The organism is Acinetobacter sp. S40 (genome assembly GCF_016624705.1).
Lineage (GTDB): Bacteria > Pseudomonadota > Gammaproteobacteria > Pseudomonadales > Moraxellaceae > Acinetobacter.
This window is the reverse complement of sequence record NZ_JACVTU010000001.1, coordinates 401122-418259: the sequence shown is the minus strand read 5'-3', so window position 1 is coordinate 418259 and position 17138 is coordinate 401122. Positions and strand designations below refer to the sequence as shown.

Annotated in this window: 19 protein-coding genes; 8 read left to right on the top strand and 11 right to left on the bottom strand. The window is 40.4% G+C overall.

The window, feature by feature from the left end; all coding sequences use genetic code 11:
* Positions 1–157: 157 nt before the first annotated feature.
* From IAE19_RS01880 to IAE19_RS01870, 3 genes are all read left to right on the top strand, one after another.
* Positions 158–1450, top strand: coding sequence for an ABC1 kinase family protein (locus IAE19_RS01880; RefSeq protein ID WP_200459237.1), 1293 nt, complete (start codon positions 158–160; stop codon positions 1448–1450).
* A 102-nt stretch (positions 1451–1552) separates the two neighbouring features.
* Positions 1553–1801 carry a type B 50S ribosomal protein L31 gene (locus IAE19_RS01875; RefSeq protein ID WP_120369789.1) on the top strand — a complete coding sequence of 83 codons (249 nt, stop codon included), beginning with the start codon at positions 1553–1555 and terminating at the stop codon, positions 1799–1801.
* Positions 1802–2053: 252 nt separating this feature from the next.
* A complete protein-coding gene (locus IAE19_RS01870; protein WP_200459236.1) occupies positions 2054–2386 on the top strand; it encodes a HopJ type III effector protein in 333 nt (110 codons plus the stop codon).
* A gap of 308 nt (positions 2387–2694) precedes the next feature.
* Here IAE19_RS01870 and IAE19_RS01865 read toward each other — a convergent pair whose 3' ends face one another.
* From IAE19_RS01865 to IAE19_RS01850, 4 genes are all read right to left on the bottom strand, one after another.
* Positions 2695–3198 (bottom strand): flavin reductase, encoded by a 504-nt coding sequence (locus IAE19_RS01865; RefSeq protein ID WP_200459373.1) that lies wholly within the window; start codon positions 3196–3198, stop codon positions 2695–2697.
* A 78-nt stretch (positions 3199–3276) separates the two neighbouring features.
* Positions 3277–4308 (bottom strand): methionine synthase, encoded by a 1032-nt coding sequence (locus IAE19_RS01860; RefSeq protein ID WP_200459235.1) that lies wholly within the window; start codon positions 4306–4308, stop codon positions 3277–3279.
* Positions 4309–4332: 24 nt separating this feature from the next.
* A complete protein-coding gene (locus tag IAE19_RS01855) occupies positions 4333–5328 on the bottom strand; it encodes a DUF1852 domain-containing protein (RefSeq protein ID WP_200459234.1) in 996 nt (331 codons plus the stop codon).
* A gap of 254 nt (positions 5329–5582) precedes the next feature.
* Positions 5583–5996 carry a GFA family protein gene (locus tag IAE19_RS01850; RefSeq protein ID WP_200459233.1) on the bottom strand — a complete coding sequence of 138 codons (414 nt, stop codon included), beginning with the start codon at positions 5994–5996 and terminating at the stop codon, positions 5583–5585.
* A gap of 179 nt (positions 5997–6175) precedes the next feature.
* Between IAE19_RS01850 and IAE19_RS01845 the strand changes: the two genes are divergently transcribed.
* Positions 6176–6931: a helix-turn-helix domain-containing protein gene (locus IAE19_RS01845; protein WP_200459232.1), complete on the top strand. Its 756-nt coding sequence runs from the start codon at positions 6176–6178 to the stop codon at positions 6929–6931.
* Between the two features lie 36 nt (positions 6932–6967).
* On the top strand, positions 6968–8128 hold the full coding sequence (locus IAE19_RS01840; RefSeq protein WP_200459231.1) for an FAD-dependent oxidoreductase: 1161 nt from the start codon (positions 6968–6970) through the stop codon (positions 8126–8128).
* Here IAE19_RS01840 and IAE19_RS01835 read toward each other — a convergent pair.
* Positions 8106–9320 (bottom strand): TIGR03862 family flavoprotein, encoded by a 1215-nt coding sequence (locus IAE19_RS01835; protein WP_200459230.1) that lies wholly within the window; start codon positions 9318–9320, stop codon positions 8106–8108. The two genes, IAE19_RS01840 and IAE19_RS01835, sit on opposite strands and share 23 nt — an antisense overlap.
* The gene (locus IAE19_RS01830; protein WP_200459229.1) at positions 9310–9948 is read right to left on the bottom strand and encodes an SAM-dependent methyltransferase; all 639 of its coding nucleotides are present in this window, start codon (positions 9946–9948) and stop codon (positions 9310–9312) included. The genes IAE19_RS01835 and IAE19_RS01830 overlap by 11 nt, the downstream gene beginning before the upstream one ends.
* 96 nt (positions 9949–10044) lie before the next feature.
* Here IAE19_RS01830 and IAE19_RS01825 point away from each other — a divergent pair, with 96 nt between their 5' ends.
* Both IAE19_RS01825 and IAE19_RS01820 read left to right on the top strand, forming a co-directional pair.
* Complete coding sequence (locus IAE19_RS01825) at positions 10045–10233, top strand: DNA gyrase inhibitor YacG (RefSeq protein WP_200459228.1); 189 nt, start codon at positions 10045–10047, stop codon at positions 10231–10233.
* Between the two features lie 136 nt (positions 10234–10369).
* Positions 10370–10546 carry a hypothetical protein gene (locus IAE19_RS01820; RefSeq protein WP_200459227.1) on the top strand — a complete coding sequence of 59 codons (177 nt, stop codon included), beginning with the start codon at positions 10370–10372 and terminating at the stop codon, positions 10544–10546.
* Between the two features lie 53 nt (positions 10547–10599).
* On the opposite strand, the gene IAE19_RS01815 is transcribed toward IAE19_RS01820, so the two are convergent.
* The 5 genes from IAE19_RS01815 to IAE19_RS01795 all read right to left on the bottom strand — a co-directional run bounded on the left by IAE19_RS01815 (position 10600) and on the right by IAE19_RS01795 (position 15041).
* Positions 10600–11244 carry an MBL fold metallo-hydrolase gene (locus tag IAE19_RS01815; protein ID WP_200459226.1) on the bottom strand — a complete coding sequence of 215 codons (645 nt, stop codon included), beginning with the start codon at positions 11242–11244 and terminating at the stop codon, positions 10600–10602.
* Between the two features lie 25 nt (positions 11245–11269).
* On the bottom strand, positions 11270–12286 hold the full coding sequence (gene hemH / locus IAE19_RS01810) for a ferrochelatase (protein WP_200459225.1): 1017 nt from the start codon (positions 12284–12286) through the stop codon (positions 11270–11272).
* A 74-nt stretch (positions 12287–12360) separates the two neighbouring features.
* On the bottom strand, positions 12361–13386 hold the full coding sequence (locus IAE19_RS01805; RefSeq protein ID WP_200459224.1) for a DUF4062 domain-containing protein: 1026 nt from the start codon (positions 13384–13386) through the stop codon (positions 12361–12363).
* A gap of 111 nt (positions 13387–13497) precedes the next feature.
* Positions 13498–14367 (bottom strand): glutamate racemase, encoded by an 870-nt coding sequence (gene murI / locus IAE19_RS01800; RefSeq protein ID WP_200459372.1) that lies wholly within the window; start codon positions 14365–14367, stop codon positions 13498–13500.
* A gap of 47 nt (positions 14368–14414) precedes the next feature.
* Positions 14415–15041 carry a DUF1285 domain-containing protein gene (locus tag IAE19_RS01795; protein ID WP_200459223.1) on the bottom strand — a complete coding sequence of 209 codons (627 nt, stop codon included), beginning with the start codon at positions 15039–15041 and terminating at the stop codon, positions 14415–14417.
* Between the two features lie 190 nt (positions 15042–15231).
* Here IAE19_RS01795 and IAE19_RS01790 point away from each other — a divergent pair, with 190 nt between their 5' ends.
* The gene (locus tag IAE19_RS01790; RefSeq protein ID WP_200459222.1) at positions 15232–16944 is read left to right on the top strand and encodes an electron transfer flavoprotein-ubiquinone oxidoreductase; all 1713 of its coding nucleotides are present in this window, start codon (positions 15232–15234) and stop codon (positions 16942–16944) included.
* Positions 16945–17138: the final 194 nt, after the last annotated feature.

Below are 17138 nucleotides of genomic sequence, written 5' to 3'. Positions count from 1 at the left end.
AATTGATTTTTGAAATACTTTGCATAAAAAATGCAATATATTTAAGCAATTGTTTTTAGATTAGATTGTCTTTTATTAACAATTTGAAGTAGGCAATGCGAGCTTTGTCACCTATGATCAAGACTGAATCCAGCGCGCGAAGAAAGGTAAAATAGATATGGCTAAAAATACGAGTTCTCCGGGTCGACGCTTTATGAAACTTGCGGGAATGACTGCCAGTATTGCCACCAAAACAGTCTCGAGCTCGATTCGGAATTTAACCGCAGATGATGAACAAAAAATCGCGGCGAAAACCAAACTGTTTCAGGATATCGGGATTCAAATTGCCGATACGCTGGGTGAGATGAAAGGCGCGGTGATGAAGGTTGGACAAATCGCCTCGCAATATAAGGATATTTTTCCACCTGAAGTCGCCAAAGCCATTGCCAAACTACAACGTCAAGCGCCTGCCGTTCCCTTTAGTGCCATTCAACAACAAGTTGAAAAAGAGTTAGGTCAACCTTTACTGACGGCTTTTCAGTCGTTTGAACCTGAACCTTTTGCCGCTGCATCTATTGGTCAGGTGCACCGTGCGGTCCTGCCAAGCGGTCAAGAAGTTGTGGTTAAGGTACAATATCCGGGTGTGGATGAAGCTTGTGAGAGTGATCTAAAACAAGTCCGTTTAGCGTTACGCCTGATGGGAGTACTAAAAATTGATAAAAAACTACAAGATCAATTATTTGCAGAGATTCACGACAGTCTTTCTGCCGAATTAAATTATGAGATTGAAGCACAAAATCTGGAAGTGTTTAAAATATTTCATCAACAACTAGACAATAAAATTATTATTCCAAGCGTTTATAAAGACCATTCTTCACGCCGTATTTTAACCTTAAGTCTAGAACGTGGTGAATCGATTGAAACAGCCAGTACATGGCCTGTGGAGATTCGTAATGAAATTGGTCGTCGCCTGATTCAAGCTTTGGGTCAGGAAATTTTTTACTTAAAGCGTTTTCATTGTGATCCTCATCCGGGCAATTTTGCTTTTCGTGAAGATGGTAGTGTGATTATTTATGACTTTGGTGGCGTAAAAACTCTGAATATTGAGATTGTTGAACATTTTAAACAGCTTGTACAAGCCGCGCGCCAACAGGATATTGCTGCGATTGAGAACCATTTGTATGCTTTGCATGCCTTATCTGGTAAAGGGCTATTTCCGCAGGATTTATATCTGCAATGGCTAGAAGTGTTACTACGTCCACTCACTACTCAATATGACTTCGCTCAAAATTCTGCACATCATGATGGCGTCATTTTAGTAAAAAAATCTTTAAAATACTGGGATGTATTTAAACCATCGCCAGACACTTTAATGGTCAATCGAACTATTTCAGGACATTATTGGAATCTGATTCATTTAAAAGTTGATGATAACCTAAATGATCTATTCGAAGAGTTAGTTCCCAACTAATTTAAGACATTAGGCTTTTAATTAATTTGAATATTTACTACATTTGACTTATTTTATGAAATATTATAACATATCATAATAACTCAATTGGAGGGTTTCCCTATGCGTAACGGTATACATCCTGAATATAAAGAAGTGCTGTTTCATGACACCAATGCAGATGCTTATTTTGTCATTGGTAGTACTATACAAACGAAGCAAACACGTGAATATGAAGGTAAGACTTATCCTTATGTAACTTTGGATATTTCTAGTGCGTCGCATCCGTTTTATACAGGCGAAGTACGTCAAGCCAGTAATGAAGGGCGTGTAGCAAGCTTTAATAAACGTTTTTCTCGCTTTAAACGTTAATCTTGCTTTAAGTTTTTCATTTTATACTGACTTTATTCGAAGCCTAAGCAACTATCTCCTCCACTTAGGCTTCTTTTTTTGGCCAGAATTTCGGCCTTGTGTATAAACACAAAGTTATCCACAATTTTGCACTACCATTTATTCAAACTGATTCTTTTTTCCAGTCTTATTTTCTCGATGCCCTACTGACATCTGTGGATTCAATGCTATGCTTGAGCCTACTTTTGACATGTTATTGAATCACGGAAAATCATGATACAGGAACTATTGAAACAGCTTCAAAACGGCGAAGCCAAGTTTGCGGATGTTTTGGCGCATATTGAGTCACGTTTTGAACATACCCCAACAGCGTTTAAAAATGGTCAGCAACAAAATGCCGCAACTGAAAATCAAGGCAGTGCCAAAGTATTTTCTTTTGCTAAAGTTGAAGGTTTGGATCAAGCACAAACCTTAAGTTTATTTGCAGAACACTATGCAGCAGTTCTTGCGACACCAGAAGGTACCGACCATCAAAATATTCGTCAGTTCATGCAACATGGTTGGGAAGGTATAACCTTTGAAGGTCAGGCACTCACTGCCAAATAAGATAAGACCAAAATAAAAAAACCCAGACATCCTGTCCGGGTTTTTCGTATTTACGTCTTAGGGTCAACTCCTGTCATCCCTCACGATCCTGATGATTAACTTATTATGGTTGTTTTATGTCTTCGAACATCCTGTTCTGTATGGGTTCATCATAGGAAATTAGTACTGAGCCGGCTATTGGCAATTTTCCTGAATCGATGTAAGCCATGACTTACACAGCGATAACTGAAGAAATTTTAGAAGTTTATTCATATCGATGCGAGATAAAATAGCATACAAGTTCGCAGAATAATTTGGAAAATCCAAGCTTATGCGCTTTCAGTCTGATCCACACGACGTCCCACATGATGGTAGCCACGATTAAAATACACCAAACTTTGGTCATGCTGGCTTTGCTGAATCGCCACAATTCGGCACATAAAAATCGTATGCGTTCCAACTTCCTGAATTTGATCCACTTCACAATCGAAATTCACTAAAGCATCTTCTAAAACAGGCGCGCCTGTTTCAAGTTCTGTCCAAAATCCATACTCGAATCTTTGCTCTGGAGTTAATTTTGACGAAAATGCTTTAGAAATTTCCTGATGATGGGCACCTAACACGTTTACAGTTAAGATTTTATTTTCTAAAAAATGTAAGTGAGAACTAGAGGCTTTATTCATACAGACTAATAATGTCGGAGGGGTATCCGTTACACTACATACAGCAGAGGCAGTGAAACCATAGCGACCCGACAAGCCTGCTGTAGTCACGACACTGACAGCACTTGTTAACAAAGACATTGCATTTCTAAAGTCTGCTGCTTCAATCATCATTTTATTCCTCACCAAGGTTCGTAGTTTGATCTTGAGATCAAACCACCCACCCGTTACATCTGACTATACCCTTGATTACCCGTTTGAGAGTTCTTTTCGGATGATTTCTGCACCTGCACTAAGCGCTTGCAATTTTCCTCTCGCCACTTCGCGAGATAAAGGTGTCATACCACAATTGGTTGATGGATAAAGCTTATCTGCATCAACAAACTGTAGCGCTTTACGTAATGTATCTGCCACTTCTTCAGGACTTTCAATCGTATTGGTTGCGACGTCAATGGCACCTACCATCACTTTTTTACCACGAATTAGTTCAATCAAATCCATTGGCACACGGGAGTTGTGGCATTCCAGTGAAATAATGTCGATTTTAGATTGTTGTAATTTTGGAAAAGCTTCTTCGTATTGGCGCCATTCTGACCCTAAAGTCTTTTTCCAGTCTGTATTGGCTTTGATTCCATAACCATAGCAAATATGTACGGCTGTTTCACATTTAAGACCTTCAAGCGCTCGCTCTAAGGTTGCAACGCCCCAATCATTTACTTCGTCAAAAAATACGTTAAATGCAGGTTCATCAAATTGGATAATATCGATCCCCGCAGCCTCTAATTCTCTGGCTTCCTGATTTAGAATTTTAGCAAATTCCCAAGCTAATTTTTCACGACTTTTATAATGAGCATCATACAATGTATCGATCATGGTCATTGGACCAGGCAGCGCCCATTTAATCGGTTGCTGGGTTTGCTGGCGTAAAAATTTGGCATCTTCCACAAAAACTGGCTTTTGGCGAGATACTGCACCCACTACTGTAGGAACACTTGCATCATAACGGTTACGAATCCGAACCGTTTCACGTTTTTCAAAGTCAACGCCATCCAGATGCTCAATGAATGTGGTAACAAAATGTTGGCGCGTTTGTTCACCATCACTAACAATATCAATCCCCGCATGAAGTTGTTCTTGCAGTGACACAAGTAAAGCATCCCGTTTGCCTTGTACTAATTCATCACCTTGCAATTTCCACGGTGACCAGAGTTTTTCAGGTTCTGCAATCCAAGAGGGTTTTGGTAAACTGCCAGCAGTTGACGTCGGTAATAATCGTTTCATAATTAATAATCTTCTATCTTGAGGTTACACAGCAGCGTAGTGTTTGTCAGCGTAATTGGCAGCCCATTGATCCAAAATCGCTTGGTAAGGCTTGATAAAGTTCTCTTCTGTCCATTTACCTTGTTTAACTGCTAACTGACCGCGTTCTTCACGATCATAAACAATTCGGGTTAATGAATAATCTTGATGCTTAAGACTTGGCTGATACACTTCTCCAGCCGCAGAGTTGGCATTGTAAATCTCAGGACGATAAATCTTTTGGAACGTTTCCATGGTACTAATCGTGCCGATCAACTCAAGGTCAGTGTAGTCGTTCAGTAAATCACCACGAAAATAAAATGCCAAAGGTGCGACGCTATTTGCTGGCATGAAGTAACGTACCTGTAAACCCATTTTTGCGAAATACTCATCAGTTAAAGAATATGCATCTTGCTGATATTCAACACCCAGGACTGGATGTTCATTCGTTGTCCGATGATAAGTTTTAGTCGTTGAAACACTAAGACAAATAACAGGTTGCTTACTAAAGTTTTCTTTAAAGGTATTTGAATCTACAAAAGATTTAAAAATTTTCCCATGTAACTCACCATAGTTTTCTGGCGTACTAAATTTGGCTTGATCTTTATTATGTTCAAGCAGTAACACACTAAAATCATAATCGCGTACATAGGAGGAAAAATTATTTCCAACAATACCTTCAATACGTTGCTGAGTTTTGTGATCAATAATATTGGTTTTTAAGATTTCAATCGTCGGGAAAGTTTCACCATTACCTTCAACGTCAATATCAACCGAAATAATGTCGAGTTCAACAGAATAACGATCCGCCTTTGGATTATCCCAATGTGCCAATGCATTGAAACGATTGTCAATCATTCTTAAAGTATTACGCAAATTCTCTTGGCGACTTGCCCCTCTGGCCAAATTCGCAAAGTTGGTGGTGATACGTGTATTGTCTGAAGGATGATAATTTTCATCGAAACGAATGCGCTTAAGCGCAAATGTAAAGTCTTGGCTCATTTTGATCTGCTACCCTATCTCTATGCTGCAATTTATACCTAAATTGCTACATGAATAAAAACGATTTTGTTTCAACAAAAGATGAGCCAAATTCATCTTTTGAATTTCGTTTATATTGAGAACGGATTAAGCAGGCATGTACTAGATAGATGATCTTGAAATAAACCCTGAAGAATCATGGACTATGAATAATTTATAGGATTCAGTATTTACATTTTTATGAGGGAGTTAATCAATAAATTTTAGCGCCTCTGCTAAGGTCGCTCCGCATACTGCGGCAAATCATCACAAATCGTATCCCACTCTGCTTTATGTGCAGCAAAAATATGCATGCTCGGTTTCTGCTCGATTTTGCTGTCTAAAGTACCGATACGCAAACGATAAAATTCTGGCGTATCCAGTTTAATGCTCATGATCGGTGAGCCACATTCACTACAAAAACAGCGTTCTGTGGTCGGGGTAGACTGATATTTCTTGAGGAGATGTTCACCTTGCACAATCTTAAAATCATTCACATGCACAGGCGTGTTCGTAGCATAAGCTGTACCGTTGGCTTTGCGACAACGCTGGCAATGACACTGAATAATATCACCAAGTCCTTGCCCCGAGATTTCATAACGAATACCTTGGCATAAACAGCTTCCAGACAAAATTGTAGCTTGCGACATCCTTAATATCCTTGCAGTTCTATATGTATACTCAATTCATTGAAAATGATGGATCATACTGGCCATCAAATTTCGATTTCAGCTATCATATAATCAGTCATCACCTAAGAAAAAATCTTTCAATAAAATCTGATCCTATCCCACCTTATCCTATAGATGAATCAACTACAAATCACAATATGAATAATGATCTGAAATTTAAACTCATCGAAGCCGACCCCGCTTTATCACATTATGTAGAAAGTTTTTGGATGTTGCATAATTGCTCTGATGAAGCTAAAGAAATCATTGTCTTACCAGATGGTCGCATGGATTTAACTTTATCTCAATCGTCTACGCAGTCCTTTCAAATTGTCTGTTCAGGATTAGAAACCAAACCTCAAGCCGTTATCTTACAAGGTAATGCTTTAATCTTTTCTATCAGTTTTAAGCTATTGGCTGTGGAATATCTCTTAGGAAAATCCATTTCTAATTTGCTCAATTATGCAGAATATCTGCCTGCCCAATTCTGGGATTTTGAACCCCTAGATTTGTTGGACTTCGATCTATTTTGTAAAAAAGCATCGAAAAAAATAAGCTCTCTTTTACCTCAACATATTGATTCGAGAAAACAGAAATTATTTCAGTTACTTTATCAATCTCGTGGTGGTTTGAGCGTGGCCGAACTTTCAGAGCAGGTTCACTGGAGTCGTCGCCAGATTCATCGCTATTTTACTGAAAAGTTTGGAATTTCTTTAAAAACTTATTGTGATATTCTGCGCTTTAAGGCGTCTTTTGAATCCATCCGAAATGGACGATTATTTCCTGAACAGCATTTTGCTGATCAATCGCATTTCATAAAACATATTAAGAAATTTTCAGGCGTATCCCCCAAACAACTTAAACTCAATCAAAATGACCGATTTGTACAATTCTTAGTGTTACCCTCCGAGTAAAATTTCTCTATATTTAAATATTTATCAGAGAAAAATATGCTTTTAAAAAACAAAAAAATAGCCATTATTGGCGGTGGACCGGCGGGATTGACGCTTGCACGTTTATTACAACTTCAAAATATGCACGTGACAGTATTTGAACGGGATTTAAATCAGCATGCCCGTGTACAGGGTTCTCCTCTGGATTTACATCAAGACTCAGGATTAAAAGCACTGCAAAAATCAGGGTTACTCGACCAATTTAAACAACATTTTATGCCTCAGGCAGATCGTAAAAAGATCATGAATGAACAGGCCAACGTTTTTCTAAGCGACCATGATGATCAACATCAGCCAAAGTTTGGCGATCCTGATTTTCGACCTGAAATCGACCGTGGAGCTTTAAGAAAAATCTTACTCGAGTCTTTATTACCCAACACAGTGCAATGGGATCATCAATTCATTTCCATGCAAACACAAGCAGAAGGCTGGTTATTAAACTTTAACAATAAACGTCCTGTTTATGCAGATCTAGTCATTGCTGCTGATGGTGCAAACTCTAAAGTTCGCCCTTACCTTACAGATATTCAGGCTTTTTATACGGGTATCACGATGCTAGAAGGCTATATTGCCAATGCTGAGCAAACTGCACCACAAATAAATCAATTGCTAAATGGCGGCAAAATCATGGCTTTTGGCAATCAGAAAAATCTATTAATGGGACAAAAAGCCCATCATGAGATTGGCTTTTATGCCAGCTTTAAAGCGGATCAAACATGGACAAACGTTCATCAAGCAATGTATTCAGATCAAATCCAAATCAAACAATGGTTCAATCATTTTTATCTAGAATGGGATCCGATCTGGTCTGAGCTGTTTGAACATACTTCCCTTCCCCTGATTCCTCGTCCTATTTATTGTATGCCTCTGGACCAGACTTGGCAGACGAAATCAAATTTAACACTCATTGGCGATGCCGCACATGTGATGCCACCTTTTGCGGGCGAAGGCGTAAATGTTGCGATGCTAGATGCTTTAAACCTGAGTGAGTATTTATGTTCGGGGCAATTCTCTTCGCTGCAAGTGGCGATTGCTGCCTATGAAGACGAAATGCGTATGCGAGCAGCAGAAATGGCAAAGTATTCTTTGGAAAATGGTGAACGCATGCATGCACCAGATGCCCTAAAAAACATGCTCAACTTTTTTCAGGTGCATTAAGTCTTTGATGTACACCCGCGCCTGCCCATCGGCCTGTCGCTAAGCAGGCCGTCAACAAATATCCCCCTGTCGGCGCATCCCAATCCAGCATTTCACCACAAGCAAAAATATGAGGACTGTTTTTTAGCATCAGATCTTTATCAAGTGCCTCTAACCGAACTCCTCCTACACAGCTAATTGCTTCTTCAACAGGACGCAAGCCGTGTATCTGAATAACAAGTTGTTTGATATGTTGAGCCATTTTTAGCGCATCATTCCAGTCTGCTTTGCTTACTACATCACGGATTAAGGCAATTTTGGTTTTATCCAAACCGATCTTTTGCCATAACGTATTTAAAGACTGTTTTTTGCCTTGTTGTAATTTGTGTAGAATCTGGGTTTGATCCCAATCAGGAAGTAAATCCAGATATAAAATCGTTGATTTCTGAGTTTTCATGGTTTCACGCAAATCACGATTACACCGATAAACCAAACCGCCTTCAAGTCCATAATGGCTGATGACCATTTCACCATACTGCGGGGTTTGCCCCTCAGCCCATGCCTTGATACGCTTCAAGGGCTGTCCAAAAATTGGCTGCAAATACCTTGACCACTTAACCAGAACACCGACATTACTTGCGCTAAATGGTTGAATAACACAAGGATCAAGCCAGTGTTGCCATTGACCATCACTGCCCAATTGCGGCCATGAAACAGCACCACAAGCCAGTATGATCGCATCAGCTTTTAATGTATGTTGCTGCTGATGTGATAGGTCTAATACGGTTAATTCAAGTGAGTTCATCCTCATTACTTGATGGCGATAGAAAAACTTAACGCCACGTTGCTGTAAACGTTTGAGCCATGCGCGTAACAATGGCGCAGCTTTCATTTCATTGGGAAAAATCCGCCCTGAACTACCTATATAGGATTCAATCCCCAAACCTTTCATCCATGCCTGAATCGTCTCAGCATTGCAAAGTTCAATCATCGGGCGTAACCATTCAGCATGGTCGTAACGCGAAATAAAAATGTCTAAATCTTCAACATGACTAATATTTAGACCGGTTTTGCCTGCCATTAAAAACTTACGCGCCGCTGATGGTTTTTGTTCGTAAACAGTAATGTCGTAATCACCCAGTTCGGATAAAATCTCGGCACATGCCAGACCTGCGGGACCTGCTCCAACAATTACGATCTGCTTATTCGGCATGATTGTGTCCTAGTAATGGCATAAATCCATCAAAACGGGTGCAATAGTCGACAGGTTTGGTTATCAATACTTGTTGGCATAACTCACCACGTTCAAGATATTTGATCTCAAAATGTGTCCGTGCCGAATTAGATTCAATTTGTTGTTTTACATAAGGCAAGTGCCAAAGTTGCTGCACTTGTTGTTCTGCTTCATCAATATAATCTGGAATATTACTGGCTAAAGTAATCGTACCTCGTGGCGTTAAACGTGACAGTAAAAACTCAAAAAAAGGCATATTTAACCAGCGCTGGGCAGGGTTATGCGGCTCAGGATTAGGGTAAAGAATAAAAAACTGTTGTACTTGCTGCGGATAAAGCGCATGTACCATCCACGGTAAAGCATCTGCATGAATCGGACATAAATTATCTCGTCGTTCCAATTCTTGTTGTTTCTGCATCGCCAAAAATTTTTCTTTGGTTCGCTCGATTGCAAATAATGTTTGTTCTGGATGTTGTTCACTAAATAGCAATGCATGTTTACCCTTACCCGCCCCAATTTCTACACAAATCGGTGTATTTTCAATTGGATTAAAGTCACGAGGTGCCTGCATACGCTGGGCTTGAAATTGACGAATCGAAATAATCACAGCAAACTATTCAAACTAGGTATTGAAATCAGGCTAAGTCTAACAAGTGATTTAAGCTTTGCCTAATATCTTGATAACGAATTTGAGGATTTTACTATGCCACGCACATTTCCCTGTCCACGTTGCGGCGAACCATCTGTATGGGAAGATAATGAGTTTCGTCCCTTTTGTTCAGAGCGTTGCAAACTGATTGATCTAGGTGCTTGGGCAAACGAAGACTATAAATTACAAACTCAAGATGCGCCTAGCTCAGGAAATGGCCGTCCTGATGATTACGATGACTAAGTTAAATTTCAATCACTATCTATTATATTTAGTTGCAAAATTCTTCTAAAATCGTGTGATTTGTAAACAAAATTAAACATACAGCGCCTAAAATACTTGTCAATAATACAAATCTTCTCTTTATAGGAGAATTTGGATGATTTTATTGAGAATACTTTTTGGCGCTTTTGCTATTTGCTGTTTGATCTTCCTTGTTTTAGGCCTTATCGCTTCGGACGGCGTTTTATTTGTGATTGCTTTACTGTTTGCTGCTGCAAGTGGTTTAGTCGCATGGGAAGCCAAACAACGATTTCATAGTTTATTTCATTCCTGACCCATAGGACAATGATTGCAAGTTCAGTCATTGTCCTATTTATTTAGTATCCTCTAACCCGCCTTACCCGCAACAAAAGGATTAAACTGTTTTTCATAACCGATGCTGCTCATAGGCCCATGCCCTGAAATGAACTGGGTATCATCAGGTAAGCTAAAACATTCACGCTGGATCGAATCTAATAATTGCTGGTGATTTCCTTTCGGAAAATCAGTACGACCAATCGAACCTTTAAACAACACGTCCCCTGTCCATAACAAAGCATGTTGGGGATTATAAAACATCACGTGACCTGGTGTATGTCCAGGTGCAAAACGTACTTCAAACTGGTGCGTACCTAATGCCAAAACTTCGCCACCTTCCAGCCATTGATTAACATGTACAGGTTCTGGAATAGGAAAACCGTAACGTGCGGAAACCTCCTGAATCATGTCTAACCAGAATTTATCCTCCTGATGTGGCCCAATCACTGGAATATCCCAGATTCTGGATAACTCACCCACCGCACCGGCATGATCCAGATGTCCGTGTGTCAACCAAAGAGCTTTAACTTGCAGCCCTAAAGCATCCACTTCTTGTTTGAGCTTATCTGCATCGCCGCCTGCATCAATCAAAACTGCTTCTTTAGTTTCACTGTCCCAAAGAATAGAACAGTTTTGAGCAAAAGCAGTCACAGGAACGATTTTAACTTGCAGCATAAACAACCTCTGGCAGAAAAATGGCTTAATGGGCTAAGGTAATTTCAAGCGCATTCAAATGTGCTTGGAGTAATTGGCGAAGCAACTGTAAATGTGCATTTGAATCATTCAACGCAGGAATATATTGGTAAGACTCTCCACCAGCTTTTAAGAACAATTCGGCATTTTGAATGGCAAGCTCTTCTAAGGTTTCCAGACAATCTGCGGAAAAGGCTGGACTCAGAATCTGTACAGATTTTACGCCTTGCTCTGCCCATTGTGAAAGCAATTCATCAGTATAAGGCTTAACCCACTCCTGCTTGCCAAAACGTGACTGAAAACTAATTGCCCACTGATCGGGCGCTAGTCCCATCGCTTGAGCAACCAAGCGAGCGGTTTCCCGACATTGATCAGCATAAGGATCCCCTTTATCTGCATAAGGCTGGGGAATGCCATGAAAGGACATCAGCAGTTTTTCAGGTACTCCATGTTGAGCTTGAAAATCCTGAATACTCTGCACCAAAGCCTGAATAAATAAAGGATGACGATAGTATTCTTTAACAATCGTTAAGCCAGGTAGGTTACGTTGCTCAGGAATCCATCTGGCAAAAGCATCATAAAGAGGGGCTGTGGAGGTAGCAGAATATTGCGGGAATAATGGCAGTAAAATAATATGATCCTGAGGGGTTTGTGCGAGTTTTTGCAATAAAGACGTAATGCCAGGTTGGCCATAAGTCATCGCTGGAACCACACTCACATCAAATTGAGGATATCTTTCTATCAATTCATGCTTTAAAGCTGCTGTTTGTGCGAATAGGATTTCCCGCATCGGAGAGTCGGCACGCCATACACTCGCATACGCATGTGCCACACGCCTAGGGCGAAAAGGTAAAACAAAACAGCGCAAAATAATCTGCCACAACAGTTTAGGAATTTCGATCACACGCTGATCGGACAAGAATTGCTTTAAAAACTCTCGTACGGCGGGAATAGTGGCTGCATCAGGTGTTCCCAAATTGGCTAAAATAACGGTCACTTTTGGCTTGGATGCAGCAACAGACATTTATGTTTCCATCATGAAGAAAATATCTCGAATGTCTTACTTTAACAGTTTTACGCGTATGGATAAATGAATGTTCAGTTTGTTTTTACCTGAGAAGCACGATTGTTTTCAGTCGCATAACTCTCTAGTAATTTTAAAGCTTTTGGAGTCATTTGCCATAATAACCGTTGTCTTTCGTCTCGACCTGTGGGAACAATCCAGTCATTTTGACGCATCTGCATTTTAATATGATGCAAAGCGCGAATATTGATTTGTGATCGTGCTACCGCATGGGCACGAGGCAACACCAATCGCGCATCTTCTAGCCCTGTTTCGTTGAGATAATCATTAATTCGTTTGGAAAAATATTCCTCTGGCGTTGGGATTTTAAAAACCACACTTAATATGGATAATATTTGCAACCAGCTCAACTTACGTTCAGGTTTAAGTTCCTGAAAATTACCATCCTGATAAGCATGAACTCGATATTCAAAAGAATAGATTTCGTTGGTATAAACTTTTGGCATGACAACAAGTGGGTCATTTTCTCGCTTACCCAGCTCAGTTTCCAAACGGGTGACTTTGGCTCGCAGGCTATCAATTTCATCTTGCAAAACCTGTGTGTTTTGTGGTCTCACCCAACCCGATACAGGATAACGCTCAAGCATTTGCGACATATTAAAGCGTACAGCCAACTCCAAATCCCGTAAGCTGCGATAACAAAAAACCTGATCAACTTCCTGTTGAAGTTGTTTACGAAACTCACTAAATTTTTCTTTTAATTCAGATTTAGTATCTTGTAATGCAGCATCCCGGCTTTCAGGAGCCTCATGCATAAATACAATAATCGGTTTTTGCTTAGTTACTGCATAAATATATTCGAGGTGCATATAACTTACACCTGAAACAGATTGTTCCCCATACTGACTGCCCAATAGCAAGACCACATAATCACAATCGTCAATCTGACGACGTGCAATAGCCGTGCTCAGTGGCGTGCGCTGCTCTAGCCCCCATGAAAAAAATCCCATTCCAATCAGTGTTTGTGCTAACACCATACGTTCTGGTTGCATATCTGCACCAGAAGTTGAAATAAAGACCTGATAACGCTTATCCAGCATGGTTATCCCCTAAAACATTATATTCCTCATCACGTTCCCTGCGATGCAATGAATATACACATCCCCAAATTAAATTTAAAACACAAGCATTTACATCAGACTCACATACATTTAGCGGTCGATATTTTGAATACGCCAAATAATATGCTCAGTAATCATATGTTTTAACACAAACTTTAGCTCATCTGCATTATTTCCGCTGACAAAACATTCAATTTGCAAATGATTCTGACGAATTTCGTCAAATAATAACTCATTTTTAATCAAAATACGGGCAGTTTGGCGCGCCACAGCCAATCCAGAGTCAATTAATGTCAGTTTTTCCCCAAAAAGGCGGGTGATCGCTTCTTTTAAAAATGGATAATGGGTACAACCTAATACTAAAAAATCAGCATGTTGATCAATCACAGGTTGCAGACATTGATGTAAAACATTTAAGCAAGCTGGACTCAACTGTTGTCCTGCCTCAATGAATGGAACGAGTTGCAAAGAGGTCACAGGTAATACTTTTACACCTGCTGGATGAGCAAAGTTCTGGATTACATCTTTAATCAGTTGTCCGCGAAATGTTGCAGGGGTGGCGAGTACCGCAACCACTTTAGACTGACTCTGCAATACGGCAGGTTTCAATGCAGGCACTAAGCCCACTATCGGAAAAGACTCTCCATAATGTTCACGCAAATAATCCAGACTAAACGCAGAGGCTGTATTACACGCTACGACTGCCATTTTACACCCACGACGATATAACCATTCAATCGCTTGTGCAGTTAACTGTCGGATCTCCTGATCTGAACGCGAACCATAAGGCACATGCGCAGTATCAGCAAAATAAATAATTTGTTCATTGGGTAAATGCTGGACGATTTCCTGCGCAATAGTTAAGCCGCCGACTCCTGAATCAAAAATACCAATCGGCGCATCTTTAGATGCTTTAGGTCTTGGATCAAGTTCAGAATAAATAGGTTGTATGGCGGTCATTTCTGCGAGTAAATCCATCGTCTCAGATTCAAGATTAAGCTTAAACCTCAACTGCTTAAATGCAAGAGCAAATCACCACTTTTTAACGTTAAAATAGTGTCGCCATCTGAATTTTCAGTCAAATTACCCAATTCAATTAAGTGATAAAAAGCCGCACGCTGGATCAAGGCATTAATACCAAAACGCACATGAACATAAGGACGTAATTCGCTCTCTCCTGCTTCATTTGGATAACCACGCATAAAAATTGGATGGGATTCATCGACAATCACTACATCCTGATTGGTTGTGGTTAATTGGATAAAAGATTTAGACTCAATCTCAATTTGTTCAACCTGACTGACCAGTAAAGGTTCGTCTTCGACTTCAATTTCAATCTGCTCAACAGGTGTTTTTAAATAAAACTTTCCCTCTTCTTTCCAAAGCACTTTAGAAAATAGGTCTAAAAGTGCCTGTCGTCTGATCAATTGACCTTCGTGCCACCATTCTCCATTGGCTTTTACCAGCAGATCCATTTTGCCGCAATGCTTTGGGTGCCATTGGTCAAGAGGGGGAATTGACCTTTTGTGACTTTGCTGTGCATGTTTTAGATATTGTGCGATACTCATTAAGTTTTTATCATCTAACGATGTTGTCTGCTTCGTCTCTTGAGATGAATGATTTTGATTTACCATGGTTTATGCCCTTGCTGACGAGAAAATATAACGACTCAGCCAATTGGCTAGATCAGGGTTTGAAACTATACTAGCCACAAACTATTTAAGACACGATTGTCTGTTTGTGTCTAGACATTAAAGAACACTCATGGCAGCACCGAAGCAGTAATGTTACGGTTGCCACCCTTAGCAATATGAGGAGTCCTACATGGAGCACATCGAACGCGAAGCGATGGAGTTTGACGTAGTGATCGTTGGTGCTGGGCCTGCGGGTCTATCGGCTGCGATTAAAATTCGCCAACTTGCGATTGAAAATAATTTACCCGATCTGTCCGTCTGCGTCGTCGAAAAAGGTTCTGAAGTAGGCGCTCATATTCTGTCTGGTGCAGTGCTTGAGCCTCGTGCCATCAATGAGCTATTCCCGAACTGGAAAGAAGAAGGTGCACCTTTAAATGTCCCTGTAACTGAGGATAAAACCTACTTCTTGCTTTCTGATGAAAAATCTCAGGAAGCACCCCACTGGATGGTACCTAAAACCATGCATAACGATGGCAATTATGTCATCTCATTAGGTAATGTCGTGCGCTGGTTAGGTCAAAAGGCCGAAGAACTGGAAGTGTCGATTTTCCCTGGCTTTGCTGCCGCTGAAATTCTGTATCATGAAGATGGTACAGTTAAAGGCGTACAAACGGGTGATATGGGCATAGGTAAAGATGGTGAACCAACGCATAACTTTGCACCGGGTTATGAACTACATGCCAAATATACCCTATTTGCTGAAGGCTGCCGCGGTCATTTAGGTAAACGCTTGATCAGCAAGTTTAATCTGGATCAAAATGCTGACCCGCAGCATTATGGTATCGGGATTAAAGAACTGTGGGAAATTGATCCAGCCAAACACAAAGAAGGTCTGGTGATGCATGGTTCAGGCTGGCCGCTGAGTGAAACTGGTTCTTCTGGTGGCTGGTGGTTATATCACGCTGAAAATAATCAGGTGACTTTGGGCATGATCGTGGATTTATCTTATGAAAATCCACATATGTTCCCATTTATGGAAATGCAGCGCTGGAAAACTCATCCGCTTATCAAACAATATCTGGAAGGTGGTAAGCGTATTTCCTACGGTGCACGTGCAGTTGTAAAAGGCGGTTTAAACTCCTTACCGAAACTGACTTTCCCGGGTGGCTGTCTGATTGGTGACGATGCAGGTTTCCTAAACTTTGCCAAAATCAAGGGATCTCACACCGCAATGAAATCAGGCATGCTGTGTGGTGAAGCAGTATTTGAAGCGATTGCGCGTGGAGTAGAAAAAGGGGGTGATTTAGCCATTGCCCGTGTGCTCGAAGGTGAAGACTTCTTTGATAAAGAACTGAATGCTTATACGCAAAAGTTTGATAATAGCTGGCTGAAAGAAGAGTTACATCGTAGCCGTAACTTTGGCCCTGCGATGCACAAATTTGGTTTGTGGATCGGTGGTGCGTTTAACTTTGTTGATCAAAATATTTTTAAAGTGCCATTTACTTTACATGATTTGCAGCCAGACTATAGCGCACTTAAAACCCAAGACAAAGTGACCTTCAAGCCAACTTATCCAAAACCGGATGGTAAATTGACTTTTGATCGTTTGTCTTCGGTATTCGTATCTAATACTGTGCATGAAGAAAATCAGCCTTCACATTTGAAACTGACCGATCCAACCATTCCAGTCAATGTAAATTTACCGAAATGGGATGAGCCTGCACAGCGTTATTGTCCTGCTGGTGTTTATGAAATTGTAGACGAAGGTGAAGGCAACAAGCGCTTCCAAATCAATGCAGCCAACTGTGTACACTGTAAGACCTGTGATATTAAAGATCCATCACAGAATATTACTTGGATAACACCAGAAGGCGGCGGTGGGCCGAACTATCCAAATATGTAATGCCAGAATAGTTTTGGCAGAGCTTTAGTCGCTCTTCATAACAGAAGATGTCTTCATTACGTTGTTGTGTCTCATATCCAATGCACTGTAATTAAAATTACGGTGCATTTTTATTTCAGTTTTTAGCTTATTTTGCCTCACCTCATCACGCTTACATTTCTATCGATCTTTGTTACTTAACTTCCGTTCAGAAG